We start from the raw sequence: 18,944 nt of genomic DNA, 5'->3' as shown, positions 1-18,944 counted from the left end.
GTATTTTCCCGAGGCCGCGGCGCAGAAGGCTGCCGACCGCTTCATCGGTACGGTGATCGACCAGGGCGCCGCGCCGGCGCAGGACGCCAAGCCGGCGCCCCCGCCGCAAAACCAGCAGCCGGTCCAGCCCTCAGCCATGCTGCTCGACCTGCTGGTGCCGGCCGCCTATGCCGCCGACACGCCCGACATCCGCGTGCAGACGCCGGCGACCGAAGCGATCCGCGGGCGTATGCAGGCGCGTTTCAAGAGCACGCTGAAGGCACTGCTCGATACCGGCGCGATCGGTTTCACCCGCGATGGCCTGGTCGCCGTGCACGACGCCGGCAAGATCCCGCTCAGCCAGCGTGCCCAGGCCAATGCCGCCATCGCGGAGGAGAACCGCGACCGCAACGCGCTGTACCGTGAAATCGCCCGCGCCAATGGCCATGCCGAGTGGGAGCCGCGGATCCGCGCCACCTTCGCCAAGGGCTGGATCGAGCGCGCGCACGCCGGCTGGTACTATCAGGACGCTTCGGGCGCCTGGAAGCGCAAGTAAGCCGCGCCCGTTTCCCTGTCCTGACCGCCGCGCCCGGGTCGCCGATCCGGGCGCAGCCGTTTTACGAGTGCCATGAAAGAATTCGAAGCCACCATTACCGACCTTGCCCATGATGGGCGGGGCGTCGCCCGCATCGACGGCAAGACCGTGTTCGTCAGTGGCGCCTTGCTGGGCGAGCAGGTCCGCCTCGGGATCCGCAAGCGCCACCGTAATTTCGACGAGGCCGAAACCCTCGAGGTCCTGGAGCGCTCACCGCATCGCGTCGAGCCACGCTGTGCGCATTTCGGCCAGTGCGGCGGCTGCTCGCTGCAGCACCTGGACGCGCCGGCCCAGATCCAGGCCAAGCAGCGCGTACTGTCGGACAACTTCGCCCGGATCGGCAAGGTCGAGCCTGCGCGCTGGCTGGAGCCGGTCACCGACGCGCCCTGGGGCTACCGCCGCAAGGGGCGCCTGTCCGTTCGCTCCGTGGCCAAGAAGGGTCGCGTACTGGTCGGTTTCCGCGAGGAGTCCAATCCGCGCTTCGTGGCCGACATCAGCCACTGCGACGTGGTGCACCCGATGCTGGGCGGCAGCATCGGCGAGCTTGCCGAACTGATCGGCGGTCTGGATGCGGCCAATGACATCCCGCAGATCGAGTTCGCGGCCGGCGACGACACCGTGGCGCTGGTGTTCCGCCACCTCAAGCCCCTGAGCGAGCGTGACACTCTTGCGCTGGCCGCCTTCGGCCAGGCCCACGGCTTTGCGATCTACCTGCAGCCGGGCGGCGTCAGCAGCGTGCACCCGCTGTGGCCCGCGCAGCCGCGGCTGGCCTTCCGCCTGCCGGCGGGCGAGGGCGTGGCCGACGTCGAGCTGGAGTTCCAGCCGCTGGATTTCGTGCAGGTCAACGCGGGGATGAACCGGCGCATGCTGGCCCGCACGCTGGAGCTGCTCGATCCGCAGCCGACCGACCGCGTACTCGACCTGTTCTGCGGCCTGGGCAACTTCACCCTGCCGCTCGCGCGGCGGGTGGCCGAGGTCGCCGGCGTCGAGGGCGAGCACGGGCTGGTCGAGCGCGCCGGCGCCAACGCTGCCCGCAACGGCATCGCCAATGCCCGGTTCCACGTCGCCAACCTGTTCGAGGACCAGCACGGCAGTGCCTGGGCGCGCGCCGGATGGGACAAGATCCTGCTCGACCCGCCACGCGCCGGCGCCGAGCAGGTACTGGAGTACCTGCCGCGCAAGGGCACCGATCGCATCGTCTACGTTTCCTGCCACCCGGCCTCGCTGGCGCGCGACGCCGGTCTGCTGGTGCACCGCCACGGCTTCGAGCTGACCGCCGCCGGCGTGATGGACATGTTCCCGCATACCGCGCACGTGGAGTCGATCGCGCTGTTCGAGCGCCGCTAGGACAGGGCGGTCCTCGACCTCGCCACGACGGGCCGGTGCGCCTATGCTTGGCGATCCCCTGGACGCACGGCTGCAGATGGGCACCGAGATCGAACGAAAATTCCTGTTGGCTGACGAGCGCTGGCGCCAGGCTGTCGTGCGCAGCGAGCGGATCGCGCAGGGCTACCTGGTCGGCGCGCGGGCGCTGCGCGAGGGCCATGCACGCGCTTCGGTGCGTGTGCGCCGTGCAGGCGAGCGGGCGTGGCTGAACATCAAGAGCGCGACGCTGGGCATCGAGCGGGCGGAGTTCGAGTACCCGGTACCGCTGGCGGACGCCGAAGCCATGCTCGCCACGCTGTGCGACGGCGTGCTCGAGAAGATCCGTCACTACGTGCAGGTCGACGGCACGCTGTTCGAGGTGGATGAATTCCTGGGCGACAACGCCGGCCTGGTGGTCGCCGAGGTCGAGCTGCCGGCGGTGGATGCCGCTTTCCCGCGCCCGGCCTGGCTGGGCCGCGAGGTCAGCGCGCTGGCGCGCTACTACAACGTCAACCTGATCGCGCATCCGTTCGCCCGCTGGTCGGACGCCGAGCGCGCCGCTGCCGACGGAGCGGGAACCGCAGGAGAGCAGGCATGCTGCTAATCGGTCTGGGCGGACTGGAGCTCGAACCGCATGAGCGCGAATGGCTGGTCGCGCCCGGCGTGGCGGGCGTCATCCTGTTTGCGCGCAACTACGCCAGCCGCGGGCAACTGGCGGCGCTGGCCGAATCGATCCGGGACGTCGGCGGGGAACACCTGCTGATCGCGGTCGACCAGGAAGGCGGCCCCGTGCAGCGTTTCCGCGATGGCTTCACGCGCCTGCCGGCGCTCTCGAAGATCGGCGCCGCCTACGCGCGCGATCCGGAGGACGCCGTGCGGCTGGCCGAGGAACACGCCTGGGTGATGGCCAGCGAGCTGCGCGCCTGCGGCGTGGATTTCAGCTTCGCGCCGGTGGTGGACCTCGCCCGCGGCAGCGCCGCGATCGGCCCGCGTGCCTTCCACGAAGACCCGGCCATCGCCGGTGAGCTGGCCCAGGCCTACGTGCGGGGCATGCACCTGGGTGGCATGGCGGCGGTGCTCAAGCATTTCCCCGGCCACGGCTCGGTGGCCGCCGATACCCACAAGGCGCAGGCGATCGACCCGCGCCCCCTGGAGGCGATCCGTGAAGCCGACCTGCGCCCGTTCGTCGAGGCGATCGAGGCACACGCCGAGGCGGTGATGATGGCGCACGTGATCTATCCGGCGGTCGACGGCCGCCCGGCTGGCTTTTCGCGCGTCTGGATCGAGGACATCCTGCGAGGCGAACTGGGTTTCGCCGGCATCGTCATCAGCGACGATATCAGCATGGCTGCGGCGGGCGCTGCCGGCGGCGTGGGCGCCCGGGTGGAGGCGCACCTCACCGCCGGCTGCGATCTGGTGCTGGCCTGCTTCCCCGAGGTGGTGGACGAGGCAATCGCCGCGCTGCCGCCGTTGGCCGAGGAGGCGCTGGAACGCCTCGCTCCCTTGCGTGGTGCCATCGGCGCGACCTGGGAGGGTCTGCTGGACAACCCGCAACGCGACCGCTTCATCGCGCGGATCACCGCGCTGGACGAACCCGAAGGAAACGCATGACCACTCCGCAACCCCCGCTGTCACAGGCGCTGGCCAACGCCGACGTGCTGTTCGAACGCGCCGAACTGGAAACCGTGATCGCCGACCTGGGCCGGCGCATCGACGCCGCGCTGGACGGCGAGCGCGCGGTGTTCCTGACCGTGATGAACGGTGCGCTGATGTTCGCCGGCCAGCTGGCGCTGTCGATCCGCACCGACCTGGAGTTCGACTACGTGCACGCCACCCGCTACCGCGGCGCCACCGCCGGCAGCGACCTGTGCTGGCTGCGCGAGCCGCAGGCGGCGCTCGCCGGGCGCACGGTGCTGCTGGTAGACGACATCCTGGACGAGGGCCATACGCTCAAGGCGGTGCGCGACGACTGCATGAAGCGCGGCGCCAAGCGCGTGCTGATCGCCAGCCTCTGCCGCAAGCTGCACGACCGCTGCGTGGAGGGCATCGCGGCGGATTTCAACGGGGTGGAACTGCCGGACCGTTACGTCTTCGGTTACGGCATGGACTATTACGAGCAGGGCCGCAACCTCCCGGCGATCTACGCGTTGAAGCCCGAATGAGCGCGGGGGGCAGCATGGCTGAACCGAGCATCGATCTGGCCGTCATCGGCGGCAGCGGCCTGTACCACTTCCCGGGCCTGGAAAACGCCAGCCGCCGCGCGCTGGAAACCCCGTACGGGCCGGCCTCGGGCGAGGTGGTGCTGGGCGAGTTCGCCGGTAAGCGGCTGGCCTTCCTGGCGCGCCACGGCGAGAGCCACACGCTGGCGCCGCACCGGGTCAATTACCGGGCCAACCTGTGGGCGCTGCATGCGCTGGGCGCGCGGCGGGTAATCGGCGTCAACGCCGTCGGCGGCATTCGCGCCGATATGGGGCCGCGCACGCTGGTGGTGCCCGACCAACTGATCGATTACACCCACGGACGCCTCACCAGCTTCTGCGACGTCGAGGGCGCGGAGGTGAGGCACATCGACTTCAGCGAGCCCTACACCGCTTCCTTGCGGCAGGCGCTGGTGGCCGCGGCGGGCAGGGCGGGCATCGCAGTGATTGACGGTGGTTGCTACGGCGCCACCCAGGGCCCGCGGCTGGAAACCCGCGCCGAGATCGCCCGCATGAAGCGCGACGGCTGCGATCTGGTGGGCATGACCGGTATGCCGGAGGCCGTCCTGGCGCGTGAACTGGAGCTCGAATACGCCTGCCTGGCGCTGGTCGCCAATTTCGCGGCCGGCTGCGGCGACGAGGCCGAAATCAGCATCGAGGAGATTTTCGCCCACCTGGCGGCAGCCACGGCGCAGGTTCCGGTATTGCTGAAGGAGATACTGTCCTAATCAGCTAATGGACATACCGCACGAAAGTTAATCAAGCATATTGCGCTTTACCGGTAAACATGTTGATACTTTTGCCCGTGCCAGGGGCGGCTGACCAAGGGGAAACGGCGGTCCAGCCCGGAAAACCTTGGTGCATCCAGTCCTAGTCAGAGGTTCACGCAATGCGTTTCGGTACGGTCAAGTGGTTCAACGATGCCAAGGGCTTTGGCTTCATCGCGCCTGAGGACGGTGGGGAGGACGTTTTCGTCCATTTCTCGGCCATCAATTCCAAGGGTTTCCGCAGCCTTCAGGAAGGCCAGCGCGTGAAGTTCGAAGTCACCCAGGGCCCGAAGGGCGCCCAGGCTTCGGGCGTGGAAGTGGCAGCCTGATCGCACTCCTCGCGTCTTGATGAAAGAAAAAGCCCCATGCTTCGGCATGGGGCTTTTTTTTGTTCGAGCCGACGGTAACCGGCTCGCATGGGCGGCCGAAAGCCCTTTCCGCGGGTTACTCAGCCGATCAGGTGTTGCTGGTCCAGCCAGCGTTCGGCGTCCAGTGCGGCCATGCAGCCGAAGCCGGCCGAGGTGATGGCCTGGCGGTATACGTGGTCGGCCACGTCGCCGGCGGCGAACACGCCCGGTACCGAGGTCGCCGTGGCCATGCCGCTGGTGCCGCTGCGGATCTTGATATAGCCGTCGTGCATTTCCAGCTGGCCTTCGAAAATACCCGTGTTGGGCGTATGGCCAATGGCCACGAAGAAGCCGGTGGCCTCGATATCGCGCGTGGCGCCCGAATTGACGTCCTTCACGCGCACGCCGGTGACGCCGGACTGGTCGCCCAGGACCTCGTCGATGGTGCTGTTCCAGACCAGCTCGACCTTGCCGGCGGCGGCTTTCTCGAACAGCTTGTCCTGCATGATCTTCTCGGCACGCAGCTTGTCGCGGCGGTGCACGAGCGTGACCTTGCGGGCGATGTTGGCAAGGTACAGCGCCTCTTCCACGGCGGTATTGCCGCCACCGACCACCACCACGTCCTGCTCGCGGAAGAAGAAGCCGTCGCAGGTCGCGCAGGCGGAGACGCCGCGCCCCTTGAACTTCTCCTCGCTGGCGATGCCCAGGTACTTGGCGGTGGCACCGGTGGCGATGATCAGCGCGTCGGCGGTGTACTCGCCCGAGTCGCCCTTCAGGCGGAACGGGCGCTGGTTGAGATCCACCACGTGGATGTGGTCGAAGATCATCTCGGTATGGAAGCGCTCGGCATGCTCGGCCATGCGCTGCATCAGCGCCGGACCTTGCAGGCCCTCGACGTCACCTGGCCAGTTGTCCACTTCCGTGGTGGTCATCAGCTGGCCACCCTGCTGCAGGCCGGTGACCAGCGTCGGCTTGAGGTTGGCGCGCGCGGCATACACCGCAGCGGTGTAGCCGGCGGGGCCCGAGCCGAGGATCAGCAGGCGGCTGTGCTTGGGGGTGGTCATCGTTATAATCCTTGGGTTTGCTGGCGGCTTTGATCGTTATTTGCCCTGCGCCGGGCGCGGCATGGATGCTGCCGCGCCTAAAGCCGGCGCTTGGAACCCGCAAGGATGGGGAAGGGCGCCGGGCGATTCAAGGCTTCCCGCTTTCCGGTTTCCCACCCGTCGACGCGTTTGCGCCGGCACAACCCCACAGGATTGCTAACTGCCATGCGTATCGGTATTCCTTCCGAAACCAAGACCCTCGAAGGGCGCGTCGCCCTCGTTCCCGCGGCTGCCGCCGACCTGGTCCGCCGCGGCCACGAGGTGTTCATCCAGGCCGGTGCCGGCGAGAAGAGCGGCTTTTCCGACGAGGCCTACACCAAGGAAGGCATCACCGTCGTTCCCGACGCCGCCGCGCTGTACGAAAAGGGCGAGCTGATCGTCAAGGTGAAGGAGCCGATCGCCGGCGACCTCGCCCTGCTGAAGAAGCACCACCTGCTGTTCTGCTACCTGCACCTGGCCGCCGAGCCGGCGCTGACCCGGTCGCTGCTCGACATCGGCCTGACCGGCGTGGCGTTCGAGTCGGTGGAGGAGAACGGCGGCCTGCCGCTGCTGCTGCCGATGTCGGTGATCGCCGGCCGCATCGCCAGCCAGATCGGTACCACGCTGCTGCACCGCCCGCAGGGTGGCAAGGGCAAGCTGCTGGGCGGCATGGCCTCCACGCCGCGCGGCAAGGTCGTCGTGCTGGGTGCCGGTGCGGCCGGTGGCAACGCCGCCGCGCTGGCCGCCGCCGCGGGTGCCAACGTGGTGGTGTTCGACAAGCGCCAGGACCGCCTGGCCGAAATGATGGCGATGGGTCCGAACGTGACCGCGTTGTACGCCTACGAGTCGTCGGTGGCGCAGGAAGTGCGCGATGCCGACCTGGTCGTCGGTGCCGTGCTGATTCCCAGCGCCAAGGCCCCGCGCGTGGTCACCGAGGACATGGTCAAGACCATGGAGAAGGGTTCGGTGCTGGTCGACATCTCGATCGACCAGGGCGGCTGCTTCGAGACTTCGCGTCCGACCACCTGGAAGGAACCGACCTACGACGTGCATGGCGTGACGCATTTCTGCGTGACCAACATGCCCGGTGCGGTGCCGCAGACCTCCTCGCTGGCCATTTCGGCCGCGATCCTGCCGTACGTGCAGCGCCTGGCCGCCGGCAACCAGTGGCGCGAGTTCGAGCCGCTGCGCGTGGGCATCAACGTCGATGGCGGCAAGCTGGTGCATCCGGCGCTGCAGGGCGTGGTCTAAGCGCCCCGGCGTCCGGGCCGGCGCCCCCTCCTTTGAGAGGAGGCGCCGGCAGGCGGGCGAGGGTACGGCCGAGGTGTGACATCGCGCGCGTGCCGTAACCCTCGCCCCCGACCTCGCTCCCGATCCGGCGGGAGCTTCTGGAAACCTGCGCCTTTCCAGAAAAATCAAGCTTCTACACCCTCAAGGCCCTGTGTAGACTTGGGGCGAAGTCTCGAGGGGAATCCACTCCGGTGGCGCGAAGCGCAGCAAACGCAAAGAAACCAGTCGAATCCGTGGGCCTCAGCGAAGAGGCCAAGCGCCGCTTGCGCGAAGCAGGAGCCCTGCTGCTGCTTCCGCTGGCGGTCTACCTGCTGGTCTGCCTGGCCAGCTACAACGACCAGGATCCCAGCTGGGGGCACGTCGGCACGATCGAGCATGCGCGCAACTTCGGCGGTGCGGTCGGCGCCAACATCGCCAACCTGCTGCGTTACATCTTCGGTTGGGTGTCCTATTGCTTTCCGCTGCTGCTGCTGTTGCTGGGCGTGCAGGTGCTGCGCCAACGCGGCGAGAAGGCCGAGCATCCCTGGGAGTCCTCGCTGCGCCTGATCGGCTTCGTGTTCTTCTTCATCACCGCGCCGGCGCTGCTCTATCTCAACTTCGCCGAGCCGGTGCTGCCGCAGGGCGTGGGCGGCATCATCGGGCAGTGGGTCGGCCACGGCCTGTTGCAGGCCTTCGGTGAAAAAGGTGCGCCCCTGTTGCTGCTGGCGCTGTTCCTCATCGCAGTGACACTGGCGACCGGCCTGTCCTGGTTCAGGGTGATGGACTGGACCGGGCAGGGCACGCTGATGCTGTTCGGCTGGCTGCGCGGCAAGCTCAGGCAGGCGCCGGAAGTGGCCAAGGCGCAACAGGCGCGCGCCGAGCGCGAGGTGGTCAAGAAGGCCGAGGCGGTCAAGCAGGCCAAGCGCGAGCCGGTGCGTATCGAGACGCCGCCGGCACCGGTCGCCAAGAGCGAGCGCGCGAAACTCGAGACGCAGATTCCGCTGTTCGTGGGCGCCTCGCAGCCCGGTGAACTGCCGCCGCTGTCGCTGCTGGACGAGGCGCCGGAGCAGGGACCGGGCTACTCGGAAGAAACGCTGGAAGTGCTCTCGCGCCAGGTGGAGCTGAAGCTCAAGGACTTCCGCATCGAGGCCAAGGTGGTCGGCGTTTACCCCGGCCCGGTGATCACCCGCTTCGAGCTGGAGCCCGCCGCCGGCGTGCGCGGTTCGCAGGTGTCCAGCCTGGACAAGGACATCGCCCGCGGCCTCTCGGTGGTGAGCGTGCGCGTGGTCGACGTCATTCCCGGCAAGAACGTGATCGGCCTGGAAATTCCCAACTCCAGGAAGCAGATCGTGTATCTGTCCGAGATCCTTCGTTCGGACAAGTACGACCAGATGAAGTCGCCGCTGGCGCTTGCGCTTGGCAAGGACATCGGCGGCAAGCCGGTGGTCACCGACCTGGCCAAGATGCCGCATCTGCTGGTCGCCGGTACTACCGGTTCGGGCAAGTCGGTCGCGGTCAATGCGATGGTGCTCTCGCTGCTCTACAAGGCGAGCCCGAAAGACGTTCGCATGATCATGATCGACCCCAAGATGCTGGAGCTCTCGGTCTACGAGGGCATCCCGCACCTGCTCGCGCCGGTCGTGACTGACATGAAGGAAGCCGCCAACGCGCTGCGCTGGTGCGTCGCGGAGATGGAGCGGCGCTACAAGCTGATGGCCGCGGTGGGTGTGCGCAACCTCGGTGGGTTCAACAAGAAGGTCAGGGATGCGGAGGCCGCCGGACAGCCGCTGCTCGACCCCCTGTTCCGCCCCAATCCGGAGATGCCCAATCTGGCTGCGGAGCCGCTGGAGCCGCTCCCCTACATCGTCATCATCATCGACGAGTTCGCCGACATGATGATGATCGTCGGCAAGAAGGTCGAAGAGCTGATCGCCCGCCTGGCGCAGAAGGCGCGCGCCGCCGGCGTGCACCTGGTGCTGGCCACCCAGCGTCCGTCGGTGGACGTGATCACGGGCCTGATCAAGGCGAACATTCCGACCCGCATCGCCTTCCAGGTGTCGTCCAAGATCGACTCGCGCACGATCCTCGACCAGTCCGGGGCCGAAGCGTTGCTCGGTCACGGCGATATGCTCTACCTGCCGCCCGGCACCGCCACGCCCGAGCGCGTCCATGGCGCGTTCGTGGACGACCACGAAGTGCACGGCGTGGTCGCCTGGCTCAAGGCGCAGGGTGCGCCGCAGTACATCGAAGGCGTGCTGGAGGAAGTGCAGGCCACCGCCGACGGCAAGTTCATCAACGACGCGGGCCTGCCGCAGGACGGCGAGGAAGGCGGCGACGCCGACGCGCAGCTCTACGACAAGGCCGTGGCCGTGGTCACGCAGACCCGGCGCGCCTCGATCTCCGGCGTGCAACGCCACTTGCGTATCGGCTACAACCGCGCCGCGCGGCTGATCGAGCAGATGGAGCAGGATGGTGTGGTCAGCGCTCCGCAGCACAACGGCAACCGCGAGGTGCTGGCGCCGCCGCCGCCCAAGTAACGGGGCCGTGACCTCCGGCACTGCCGCAGGTCGCCGCCAACGGTTTTCAATCCAGCGAAAGAAACCGGTCCCCACCGGAAGCAGCTCCCCTTCCCCCAGACAAAGTTCCGCCGATGACTCACTTGCAGGATGCAGGGTGGCCCCGCGTGGACGAGGGCGGCCAGCGCTCGGCCGACATCGCCGGATCGCTGTGCCGTGCCGCACAGCTGGCCAGCTCCGGAAGAGCGCGGGAGGCGCTGGATCTGTTGGACACGCAGCCGCCGCCGGCAGACGCCGAGCGACTGCGGCTGCGGGCCAGGTGCTTGCTTGCGCTCGGACGCCCGGACGCTGCGGCGACCAGCCTGCGTGAGCTGCTTGCGCTGGCCCCGGCGGAAGGGGATGCATGGCTAGCCCTCGCCGTGGCGGCAGGACAGTGCGGGTTGCCCGGCGAGGCGGCCTCGCACGCGCAGCAGGCGATCGAGCTCGGCGCGGACCCGGTCGCCGCCGGCATGACCCTCGCTCGGGCGCTGTTCGAAGTGGGTCGTTACGGCGCTTCCGAGGACGCCTTCCGCGAGGTGCTTCGCCTGGCTCCCGGGTACAGCGCCGCGCATGCCGCGCTGGTCGAGTTGATCTGGATGCGTACCGGTGATCTGGAGGATGCCGTCGGTGCAGGCGGGGCAGCGGCCCCGGACAGTTCTCTCGACGTGCAACTGGCCCATGCGCGGTCATTGCTGCAGGCTGGCGCCACGGCCGCCGCCGCGCGCTGCCTGGAGGCACTGGTCGGGCGCTACCCGCAACACGTGCCGCTGCTGCTGCTCACCGCCCAGGCACTGGTCGAGTCCCGGCCCGAAGCGGCATGCCGCCTGACCGCCCGTGCCGTCGGCCTGGCGCCCCGAAGCCGGCCGGCGGTAGGCCTGCACGGCGTGGCGCTGCTGGCGTCGGGGAAGGTCCGCGAGGCGGCGGCGCTGGCCGAGCGCCTGCTGGCGACCTCTCCGGGCGACATCCAGGCCAATGCCCTGCGGGCGACGGCGTGGCGGTTGCTGGGGGACGAGCGCTATGCCGCGCAGTACGACTATGCGCGCCGGGTCACCCGCGCCACCATCGAGGCGCCAACGGGCTGGGCCTCGCTGGAAAGCTATCTCGCGGACCTGGCCGGATGTCTGCACGAGCTTCACCGGGGGCTGGTCGCCGCGCCCCTCGGGCAATCCGTGCGGGGCGGCACGCAGGTCGAGCTGCACCCGCACCGCGCCGGGGTGGCGGAGCCGATCCGCGTCTTCCCGGACGCGATAGCCCCGGTCGTCAGGGAGCACCTGCGGCGGCTCGCCGCGTCCGAACCCGGGATGGACGGAGGCGGCGCCTACCGCTTCGATGGCCTGTGGACGGTCCGCCTGGGCTCGCAGGGCTACCACGCGCATCATTTTCATGGACGCGGCTGGATTTCTTCCGCATGCCACATCGAAGTGCCCAGGATGTCGGGCGGCGAGCGGGCCGGATGGCTGGCATTCGGTGCGTCCGGCTATCCGACACCGCGCCCGGTCGAGGCCGAGCACTGGGTCGAGCCCGTTCCGGGACGGCTGACGCTGTTCCCGTCCTGGATGTGGCACGGCACCGAGGCGTTCCGTTCCGAGCCCGGTGCGAACAGGCTGAGCGTGGCGTTCGACATCGTCCCGGGCTAGCCTTGTCGTTCAGCGCGCAGGCGGGGTACGGGCTTATCCTGTCCCCTCGACGCGCGATCGTCCGATGCGGGAAACCATGAGCAGAACTTCCACCTTGCGTTTGCTGGCGCTGCTGTGCGCCGGATTCCTCTCCTGCGCGCAGGCTGCCACGCCGCATGCACGTGCCCGGCTCGATGCCTTCGCCAATGGGCTGCATGCACTCACCGGCCACTTCAGCCAGACGCTGATCGATGCCAACGGGCATCGCGGCCAGACCAGCACCGGTACGCTCGCGCTGGAGGCCCCGCGCGAGTTCCGCTGGGACACGCTTGCGCCGTACAAGCAGCTGATCGTCGCCGACGGCAGCCGGGTGTGGCTGTACGACCCGGAACTGGAGCAGGTCACCGTGCGCCGGCAGAGCAGCGAGGAGGCGCACAGCCCATTGACGGTCCTGACGGACCTCGCCCAGATGGATCGCGACTTCAACGTCACTGAGCGCGGGGAGCGCGAGGGACTGGTCTGGCTGCGGCTGACCTCCAAGGGAGCGGACCCGCAGTTCGACTATGCCGACCTGGGCTTCGGCCCACAGGGTCTGCAGCGGATGATGTTCCGCGACCAGCTCGGAGCCACCACCGATATCCGTTTCTCCGACTGGCAGCGCAATCCGTCCATTCCGCCGGCGACCTTCAACTTCGTCCCGCCGCCGGGGGCGGACGTGATCGGCGATCTTCCGGTGATGACCACCCAGCCGCTGCGGGACTGACCGGGCCATGCCCGTGCTCCGTCAGTTGCCGCGCTGGGCGTGGGTGGGCGGCGGCGCACTGGCGTTCATCGCAGGCCTGGTCAATGCCGCCGGCTACCTGGGCTTTCGCCATCAGTCGATCAGCAACCTGACCGGTTCCACGACATTGCTGGGCGTCTCCATCGGCACCGCCGACGGTGGCGAGGCCTTGCACTGGACCCTGTCGCTGTTGGCCTTCGTCGTCGGCGCCATCGCCAGCGGTGCCATCGTGCAGAAAAGCACGCTCAAGCTCGGTCGCCCCTACGGCGTGGCGCTCCTGCTCGAGTCGCTGTTGCTGTTCGCCGCGGTACCGCTGCTGGACCGCCAGTGGTCCGCTGGCCTGTGGCTGGCCTCGATGGCCTGCGGGCTGCAGAACGGCATGTTCAGCACCTACAGCGGCGCGGTGTTCCGCACCACCCATGTCTCGGGCATGTTCACCGATCTGGGCGTCTATCTGGGCCATCGCCTGCGCGGGCTGGAGGTCGACAGCCTGCGCCTGCGCGTCTGCCTGCTGGTGATCGGCAGCTTCATGCTCGGCGGCGCCGCCGGCGCCGTCCTCTTCGAACGTTTGCGCGAGCACAGCCTGCTGATCCCGGCGGTGTTGACCGGCCTGTGCGGCGGCCTCTACAGCCTTTATCGCCAGCGTGCGGCAACCCAATAAGGCTTGTCTGGCGCGGTCCTGCGCGGGCAGGCCGCACGCCGCCTGCCACGCGACGGGCGTTATCATGCCGCGATGCCCGACACCGCCAGCCTGTTCCCCGAATCCGACGCGCTCAAGCCGCTGGCCGAGCGCATGCGCCCCGCCAGTTTCGACGAGATCGTCGGGCAGCCGCGCCTGACCGCCGCCCAGTCGCCGCTGCGCCGCGCGCTGGAAGCGGGAAGGGTGCACTCGATGGTGCTGTGGGGACCGCCAGGCTGCGGCAAGACCACGCTGGCACTGCTGGTAGCGCGCTACGCCGACGCCGACTTCCGCGCCATCTCCGCCGTGCTCTCCGGGCTGCCGGACGTGCGCAAGGCGCTGGCCGAAGCCGAGGCGAACTTTTCGCAGGGGCGACGAACCGTGCTCTTCGTGGACGAGGTGCACCGTTTCAACAAGGCTCAGCAGGATGCCTTCCTGCCGCACATCGAACGGGGCGTGATCGTGTTCGTCGGCGCCACCACCGAAAACCCATCGTTCGAGCTCAACTCCGCGCTCCTCTCGCGCTGCCGCGTGCACGTGCTGGAGGCGGTCTCGGCCGAGGCCATCGTGGCGGCGCTGGAGCGTGCGCTGGCCGATGAGGAGCGTGGCCTCGGCCGGCTGCACCTGCAGATCGCGCCCGAATCCCTGCAACTGATTGCCCAGGCCGCCGACGGCGACGTGCGCCGCGCGCTCACGTTGCTGGAAATCGCGGCGGAGCTGGCTGAAGAAGGACGCATCGACGAGGCGACGCTGACCCAGGTGCTGGCCGACCGCACGCGTCGTTTCGACAAGGGAGGCGAGCAGTTCTACGACCAGATCTCGGCGCTGCACAAGTCGGTGCGCTCGTCTGACCCCGATGCCGCCGTGTACTGGCTCTGCCGCATGCTCGATGGTGGCTGCGACCCCCTGTACCTGGCGCGCCGCATGACCCGCATGGCGGTCGAGGACGTGGGCCTGGCCGAGCCGCGCGCCTGGCGCATGGCGCTGGACGCCTGGGATACCTACGAGCGCCTCGGCAGTCCCGAAGGGGAGCTGGGCCTGGCGCAGCTGGCCATCTGGCTGGCCATCGCCCCCAAGAGCAACGCCGCGTACATGGCCTACAACAAGGCCCGTGCCGCCGTACGGGAGACCGGCACGCTCGAGGTGCCGATGCACCTGCGCAATGCACCCACCAAGCTGATGAAAGGCCTGGGCTACGGCAAGGGCTACCAGTACGACCACGATGCCGCCGGCGGCGTTGCGCTCGACCAGCAGTGCCTGCCCGCCGCGCTCGGTGGAACGGTCTTTTACGACCCGGTCGACCGCGGCCTGGAACAGAAGCTCCGCGAAAAACTCCTGGCGCTGCGCGAAGCACGCCGGCAGGCCCGCGGGAAATAAGCCCGCTCTCCCCGGAAATGTGGCTCCCTCACCCTGGCCGTGCCGGGAGGGCGAAGCGACGCTTGATCTTCGGCCTGCTGGCTCCCTACAGTCGGCCCACCGACCGGGGAGGGGCCACCATGCGGATCCTGATTGCGGCATTGATCGGCGGCATCGTGATGTTCATCTGGGGCGCCGTGGCGCACATGGCGTTGGGCCTGGGCAATCCGGGCATCCGCCCGCCTGCCCACGAGGACGCCGTGCTTTCCAGCCTGCACGAGGGCCTGGGCAACGAGCCGGGCGTCTACATCCTGCCCTGGCTCGACCCGGGCGCCATGCACGACGAGGCGGTCGCCAAGGCTTACGCCGCCAAGGCCAGTAGCGCGCCGTACGCCTGGGTGGTCTACCTGCCGCAAGGCGGCGACATGACCCGCATGGGCCCGCAACTGGTCACGCAATGGGTCTCCGACACGCTGGCCGCGCTGGTGCTCGCGATGCTGATGAGCGTGCCGGGCCTGGGCCTTCGTCGGCGCCTCGGCCTGGGTGGCGCGGCGGCGGTGTTCGCCTGGCTGAGCACCATGGTCCCGTACTGGAACTGGTACCGGTTCCCGACCAGCTTCACGGGCGCGGCGCTGCTCGAACAGCTGGTCGGCTGGCTCCTCGCCGGCGCGGCGATGGCGTGGTGGATCGGCCGCCGTGAACGCAGGTCCGTCTGAACCGGACCGCAGGGCGGGGGAAGGGCGTTGCGTTGCTAGTGCGTAGCCGCCACGGCGATAATCGACCGTTCAAGCACTTCGACGGAACGCCTCCATGCTGGACCCCGCCCTCCTGCGCTCGCGCCTGGCCGACACCGCCGCGCGCCTCAAGCAAACCCGTGGCTTCGACCTGGACGTCGTTGCCGTCGAAGCGCTGGAGGCGGAACGCAAGCGCCTCTCCACCGAAACGCAGGAGCTGCAGAACCTGCGCAACACGCGTTCCAAGGCGATCGGCCAGGCGAAGGCCAGGGGCGAGGACGTCGCTCCGCTGATGGCCGAGGTGGCCGGCATCGGCGACAGGCTCAAGGCCAACGAACAGGCGTTGGGCGAAGTGCAGTGCAAGCTGGCCGGCCTCGCGCTCGGGATCCCCAACCTGCCGCACGAATCGGTGCCGGTCGGCAGGGATGAGCAGGACAACGTCGAGATCAGCCGCTGGGGCGAGCCGCGCAGCTTCGATTTCGCGGTCAGGGACCACGTGGAACTGGGCGAGCGCCACGGCTGGCTCGATGGCGACGCCGGTGCCAAGCTCTCGGGCGCGCGTTTCACCGTGCTGCGCGGGCAACTGGCGCATCTGCATCGCGCGTTGGGCCAGTTCATGCTGGACCTGCACACGGGCGAGCACGGCTACCTCGAATGCAACGTGCCGGTGATCGTCAATGCCGACAGCATGCAGGGCACCGGCCAGTTGCCGAAGTTCGAGGAGGACCTGTTCGCGACCCAGGTCGGGGACTCGAAGCGCTACCTGATCCCCACCGCCGAAGTGCCGCTGACGAACCTGGTGCGCGACACCATCCAGGACGCCGACGCGCTGCCGCTGCGCATGACCGCCCATACACCCTGCTTCCGCGCCGAGGCCGGCAGCTACGGCCGCGATACCCGCGGCATGATCCGCCAGCACCAGTTCGAGAAGGTCGAGATGGTGCAAGTGGCGCGGCCGGACCAGTCGCACGCGCAACTCGAAGAGATGGTCGGGCACGCCGAGATCGTGTTGAAAAAGCTCGGCCTGCCATACCGCAAGATGCTGCTCTGCAGTGGAGACATGGGCTTCACCGCAGCCAAGACCTATGACCTGGAGGTATGGCTGCCCAGCCAGAACACCTATCGGGAAATCTCCAGCTGCTCCAACTGCGAGGATTTCCAGGCCCGCCGCCTGCAGGCCCGCGTGCGCAACCCGCGAACCGGCAAGCCCGAGCTCGTCCACACCTTGAATGGCTCGGGGCTGGCCATTGGCCGGACCCTCATCGCGGTGATGGAGAACTACCAGAACGCCGACGGTTCGATTACCGTACCCGACGCGCTGAGGCCCTACCTGCGCGGTCTGGACCGCCTGGCCTGACGCGCTTCCCAACAAACGGAGAGATGGCCGAGCGGTTTAAGGCACCGGTCTTGAAAACCGGCGAAGGGTCAAACCTTCCGTGGGTTCGAATCCCACTCTCTCCGCCATATCGTTCTTACAAGTACTTGACTTATTTCGCTAAGTTTCGGCAGAACGTGGGGCGGTATGCCATTCGGTATGCCACCTGTCGTTTGCTTTGATTCCCTCACAGTCGGCCCCAATCTCGCGGTGGCGCAATTTGCCCTGTGTCGCGTGAGCCCCATGGCGAGGGCTCTGCCGGGCGTTGCATCGATGTTGTGGGAGGGTACCGCCTCGATTGGTACACAAGAGTCAGCCCGAAGAATTGTTCTTGTTTTTTGACATCCGAGGATGTAAAAAAACAGGAACACACTCTTTGGGGTCACGAATGGATCTGCCTTTCCAGCCGCACGTGTTCGTCGATCTCGATCATATCGAGGCCGAGCTACGCCGCGGGTTCGCGCTGTCCGCGCGAGACCTGCGAGACGTAGCGGTGCGCATCTACCAGGGCTTTATCCGGGTAAGCGGTCTCCATCCTAAGGGTTTCAACGGCACTAACGCTTGGGCGGAAGGCACGGCTCACCTGCGGGCAACGCTGATTCCCAAAGGTTGGACGGCGGATGATCCCCTCGGTCAGCCTCGGATCGTCGCACCGGGTGGCAAGCTCAGTATCACGGTCAGCAGCGGCAACGTTGATACCGGTGTTTCCCATCGGGTTCCGCAGACGCGTAATGACAAGGGCAGCCAGACGGCGAGCAGTGTGCAGTTCAATGCTCGCCAAGGTGTGCTGTTCCCGGTGCCGACGGCGGACCACACTCCGGCTCCCAAAGACTCAGGGCAGGTACTCTGGATTTTGCTCTACTACATCGATCTCGATGCAGGGCATATGCGGATGGAGTTGTCCCGTCCGACTGGGATGTCCGATGCGGACAAGATCAATGGCTGGTCAGTGCGGTACATCCTGCCGCCGATCTCGCTGCTGCCCAATGTTCAAGATCAAGGTCCGGATGAGCTGCCGGACATTGATTTCGACGTAGTTCCAAAACAGTCCTGATGTGTCATGGAATTGCCATTCAACCCCTCGCGGCTCGTCGCGGCACGTAAACGCGCAAAGCTTAGTAAAAAGGATCTCGCCGAGCGTGCTGAGCTTACTCAAAGGAGCATCGCGCTCTACGAGGAAGGACGACAACCGTCACCTGCCACGATCACTCGGCTCTGCCAAGTACTCGGCGTTCCCGCCGAGTTCTTTTTTGCACCTGACTTGAGCCTGCCCACATCAAAGAGTGCAAGCTTTCGCTCGTTCTCGCGGATGACTTCGGCCCAGCGCGATGCTGCGCTGGCTGCAGGTGGGTACGCCTTTGCTTTTTCCACCTGGATCGAACGCCACTTCCAACTACCGTCCCTGGGAGTACCGGATCTTGGTGACATGGATCCCGAAGCAGCGGCGGAAATCGTGCGTTCTGAATGGGGCTTGGGAGCTCTGCCCATCAAGAACATGGTCCATCTTCTGGAGTCGCGTGGTGTACGTGTGTTCTCCCTCGTTGAAGACAGTCGAGAGGTGAACGCGTTCTCATCATGGCGAGAGGGCCAGACACCCTTCGTGTTCCTGAACACGGTCAAATCATCGGAGTCCAGCCGCTTTGACGCCGCGCATGAGCTAGGCCATCTGGTGCTCCACCGGCATGGTGAGCCCAAGGGCAAGCAGGTTGAGATGGAGGCCAACGCGTTTGCTTCGGCGCTTTTGATGCCGAAGTCGGAAATGCTCGCCATCGCGGGCCGCTGCCGCTCGGTGCTTGACGTGCTTGAGTTGAAGAAGCGTTGGAATGTATCGGCGATGGCTCTGGTTTATCGGCTGCACAAGGTCGGCGTGCTCACCGAATGGCTTTACAAATCGATGTGCATCGAGCTCAGCCGCCAAGGCATGCGGACGCGCGAGGTCGATAGCGCGGAGCGCGAGACCTCTCTTGTATTCAAGAAAGTGTTCGATGCGATGAAGGCGCAGGGGCGAGGTCTTGTAGAAGCGGCGTCCGACCTTCGGTTACCCGTGGAGGAATTGCACCGACTGGTGTTCGGGCTTACGCCGGTTTCGCTGGGCGTTTCGAATACAGAAGTCCGAACGACTCCTCGTCGCAAAGGGCATTTGCGGCTGGTGCGCTGATAGGGAAGTGCCTGCTCCCAGGCTTGCCCAGTCCTCCCGCCCGTCACGAGCCGGAGTTCCATGGCACCGCGCCCTTCATCTGCAATTA

The 18,944-nt window shown here is 67.3% G+C and carries 18 protein-coding genes and 1 tRNA gene; 18 read left to right on the top strand and 1 reads right to left on the bottom strand.

Features of this window, described 5'->3' with window-relative positions; genetic code table 11:
- The 7 genes from VFH59_RS06540 to VFH59_RS06510 form a co-directional block, all read left to right on the top strand.
- Positions 1-535: YdbL family protein (locus VFH59_RS06540; RefSeq protein ID WP_325164082.1), on the top strand; the 535-nt coding region annotated here is incomplete at its 5' end.
- 72 nt (positions 536-607) lie between these two features.
- On the top strand, positions 608-1,921 hold the full coding sequence (gene rlmD, locus VFH59_RS06535) for a 23S rRNA (uracil(1939)-C(5))-methyltransferase RlmD (protein WP_325164081.1): 1,314 nt from the start codon (positions 608-610) through the stop codon (positions 1,919-1,921).
- Between the two features lie 76 nt (positions 1,922-1,997).
- Positions 1,998-2,543: a CYTH domain-containing protein gene (locus tag VFH59_RS06530; RefSeq protein ID WP_325164085.1), complete on the top strand. Its 546-nt coding sequence runs from the start codon at positions 1,998-2,000 to the stop codon at positions 2,541-2,543.
- Positions 2,534-3,550, top strand: a complete 1,017-nt coding sequence (gene nagZ / locus VFH59_RS06525; RefSeq protein WP_325164080.1) for a beta-N-acetylhexosaminidase — start codon at positions 2,534-2,536, stop codon at positions 3,548-3,550. The genes VFH59_RS06530 and nagZ overlap by 10 nt, the downstream gene beginning before the upstream one ends.
- Positions 3,547-4,101 carry a hypoxanthine-guanine phosphoribosyltransferase gene (locus VFH59_RS06520; protein WP_325164079.1) on the top strand — a complete coding sequence of 185 codons (555 nt, stop codon included), beginning with the start codon at positions 3,547-3,549 and terminating at the stop codon, positions 4,099-4,101. The genes nagZ and VFH59_RS06520 overlap by 4 nt, the downstream gene beginning before the upstream one ends.
- Positions 4,102-4,115: 14 nt before the next feature.
- A complete protein-coding gene (locus VFH59_RS06515; protein WP_325164078.1) occupies positions 4,116-4,865 on the top strand; it encodes an S-methyl-5'-thioinosine phosphorylase in 750 nt (249 codons plus the stop codon).
- A gap of 161 nt (positions 4,866-5,026) precedes the next feature.
- Entirely contained in the window at positions 5,027-5,233 is a 207-nt protein-coding gene (locus VFH59_RS06510) for a cold-shock protein (RefSeq protein WP_090053863.1), read from the top strand.
- Positions 5,234-5,352: 119 nt separating this feature from the next.
- Here VFH59_RS06510 and trxB read toward each other — a convergent pair whose 3' ends face one another.
- Positions 5,353-6,315, bottom strand: coding sequence for a thioredoxin-disulfide reductase (trxB, locus tag VFH59_RS06505; RefSeq protein WP_325164077.1), 963 nt, complete (start codon positions 6,313-6,315; stop codon positions 5,353-5,355).
- Between the two features lie 204 nt (positions 6,316-6,519).
- Between trxB and ald the strand changes: the two genes are divergently transcribed.
- The 11 genes from ald (at position 6,520) to VFH59_RS06450 (ending at position 18,856) form a co-directional block, all read left to right on the top strand.
- Entirely contained in the window at positions 6,520-7,584 is a 1,065-nt protein-coding gene (ald, locus tag VFH59_RS06500; protein ID WP_325164076.1) for an alanine dehydrogenase, read from the top strand.
- Between the two features lie 230 nt (positions 7,585-7,814).
- The gene (locus VFH59_RS06495) at positions 7,815-10,139 is read left to right on the top strand and encodes a DNA translocase FtsK (protein WP_414655858.1); all 2,325 of its coding nucleotides are present in this window, start codon (positions 7,815-7,817) and stop codon (positions 10,137-10,139) included.
- 113 nt (positions 10,140-10,252) lie between these two features.
- Positions 10,253-11,794, top strand: coding sequence for a putative 2OG-Fe(II) oxygenase (locus VFH59_RS06490; protein ID WP_325164074.1), 1,542 nt, complete (start codon positions 10,253-10,255; stop codon positions 11,792-11,794).
- Between the two features lie 76 nt (positions 11,795-11,870).
- Positions 11,871-12,536, top strand: a complete 666-nt coding sequence (gene lolA, locus VFH59_RS06485) for an outer membrane lipoprotein chaperone LolA (RefSeq protein ID WP_325164073.1) — start codon at positions 11,871-11,873, stop codon at positions 12,534-12,536.
- A 7-nt stretch (positions 12,537-12,543) separates the two neighbouring features.
- Positions 12,544-13,215: a YoaK family protein gene (locus tag VFH59_RS06480; protein WP_325164072.1), complete on the top strand. Its 672-nt coding sequence runs from the start codon at positions 12,544-12,546 to the stop codon at positions 13,213-13,215.
- Between the two features lie 72 nt (positions 13,216-13,287).
- The gene (locus VFH59_RS06475; RefSeq protein WP_325164071.1) at positions 13,288-14,610 is read left to right on the top strand and encodes a replication-associated recombination protein A; all 1,323 of its coding nucleotides are present in this window, start codon (positions 13,288-13,290) and stop codon (positions 14,608-14,610) included.
- A 119-nt stretch (positions 14,611-14,729) separates the two neighbouring features.
- Positions 14,730-15,305 (top strand): hypothetical protein, encoded by a 576-nt coding sequence (locus VFH59_RS06470; RefSeq protein WP_325164070.1) that lies wholly within the window; start codon positions 14,730-14,732, stop codon positions 15,303-15,305.
- A 94-nt stretch (positions 15,306-15,399) separates the two neighbouring features.
- Positions 15,400-16,680 (top strand): serine--tRNA ligase, encoded by a 1,281-nt coding sequence (serS, locus tag VFH59_RS06465; protein ID WP_325164069.1) that lies wholly within the window; start codon positions 15,400-15,402, stop codon positions 16,678-16,680.
- A gap of 17 nt (positions 16,681-16,697) precedes the next feature.
- A tRNA-Ser gene (locus VFH59_RS06460) sits at positions 16,698-16,787 on the top strand.
- A gap of 299 nt (positions 16,788-17,086) precedes the next feature.
- Complete coding sequence (locus VFH59_RS06455; protein ID WP_325164068.1) at positions 17,087-17,752, top strand: hypothetical protein; 666 nt, start codon at positions 17,087-17,089, stop codon at positions 17,750-17,752.
- A gap of 6 nt (positions 17,753-17,758) precedes the next feature.
- The gene (locus VFH59_RS06450) at positions 17,759-18,856 is read left to right on the top strand and encodes an ImmA/IrrE family metallo-endopeptidase (protein WP_325164067.1); all 1,098 of its coding nucleotides are present in this window, start codon (positions 17,759-17,761) and stop codon (positions 18,854-18,856) included.
- The last annotated feature ends 88 nt before the right edge of the window (positions 18,857-18,944 follow it).

The sequence above is a fragment of the Frateuria sp. genome (assembly GCF_035695185.1).
GTDB lineage: Bacteria > Pseudomonadota > Gammaproteobacteria > Xanthomonadales > Rhodanobacteraceae > Frateuria_A.
This window is presented reverse-complemented; position numbering and strand designations above follow the sequence as displayed.

Excerpts from the sequence above, each read along its gene's own strand:
- rlmD (WP_325164081.1), top strand. The coding sequence starts at position 608 with ATGAAAGAATTCGAAGCCACCATTACCGACCTTGCCCATGATGGGCGG.
- VFH59_RS06530 (WP_325164085.1), top strand. The coding sequence starts at position 1,998 with ATGGGCACCGAGATCGAACGAAAATTCCTGTTGGCTGACGAGCGCTGG.
- nagZ (WP_325164080.1), top strand. The coding sequence starts at position 2,534 with ATGCTGCTAATCGGTCTGGGCGGACTGGAGCTCGAACCGCATGAGCGC.
- VFH59_RS06520 (WP_325164079.1), top strand. The coding sequence starts at position 3,547 with ATGACCACTCCGCAACCCCCGCTGTCACAGGCGCTGGCCAACGCCGAC.
- VFH59_RS06515 (WP_325164078.1), top strand. The coding sequence starts at position 4,116 with ATGGCTGAACCGAGCATCGATCTGGCCGTCATCGGCGGCAGCGGCCTG.
- VFH59_RS06510 (WP_090053863.1), top strand. The coding sequence starts at position 5,027 with ATGCGTTTCGGTACGGTCAAGTGGTTCAACGATGCCAAGGGCTTTGGC.
- trxB (WP_325164077.1), bottom strand. The coding sequence starts at position 6,315 with ATGACCACCCCCAAGCACAGCCGCCTGCTGATCCTCGGCTCGGGCCCC.
- ald (WP_325164076.1), top strand. The coding sequence starts at position 6,520 with ATGCGTATCGGTATTCCTTCCGAAACCAAGACCCTCGAAGGGCGCGTC.
- VFH59_RS06490 (WP_325164074.1), top strand. The coding sequence starts at position 10,253 with ATGACTCACTTGCAGGATGCAGGGTGGCCCCGCGTGGACGAGGGCGGC.
- lolA (WP_325164073.1), top strand. The coding sequence starts at position 11,871 with ATGAGCAGAACTTCCACCTTGCGTTTGCTGGCGCTGCTGTGCGCCGGA.
- VFH59_RS06480 (WP_325164072.1), top strand. The coding sequence starts at position 12,544 with ATGCCCGTGCTCCGTCAGTTGCCGCGCTGGGCGTGGGTGGGCGGCGGC.
- VFH59_RS06475 (WP_325164071.1), top strand. The coding sequence starts at position 13,288 with ATGCCCGACACCGCCAGCCTGTTCCCCGAATCCGACGCGCTCAAGCCG.
- VFH59_RS06470 (WP_325164070.1), top strand. The coding sequence starts at position 14,730 with ATGCGGATCCTGATTGCGGCATTGATCGGCGGCATCGTGATGTTCATC.
- serS (WP_325164069.1), top strand. The coding sequence starts at position 15,400 with ATGCTGGACCCCGCCCTCCTGCGCTCGCGCCTGGCCGACACCGCCGCG.
- VFH59_RS06455 (WP_325164068.1), top strand. The coding sequence starts at position 17,087 with ATGGATCTGCCTTTCCAGCCGCACGTGTTCGTCGATCTCGATCATATC.
- VFH59_RS06450 (WP_325164067.1), top strand. The coding sequence starts at position 17,759 with ATGGAATTGCCATTCAACCCCTCGCGGCTCGTCGCGGCACGTAAACGC.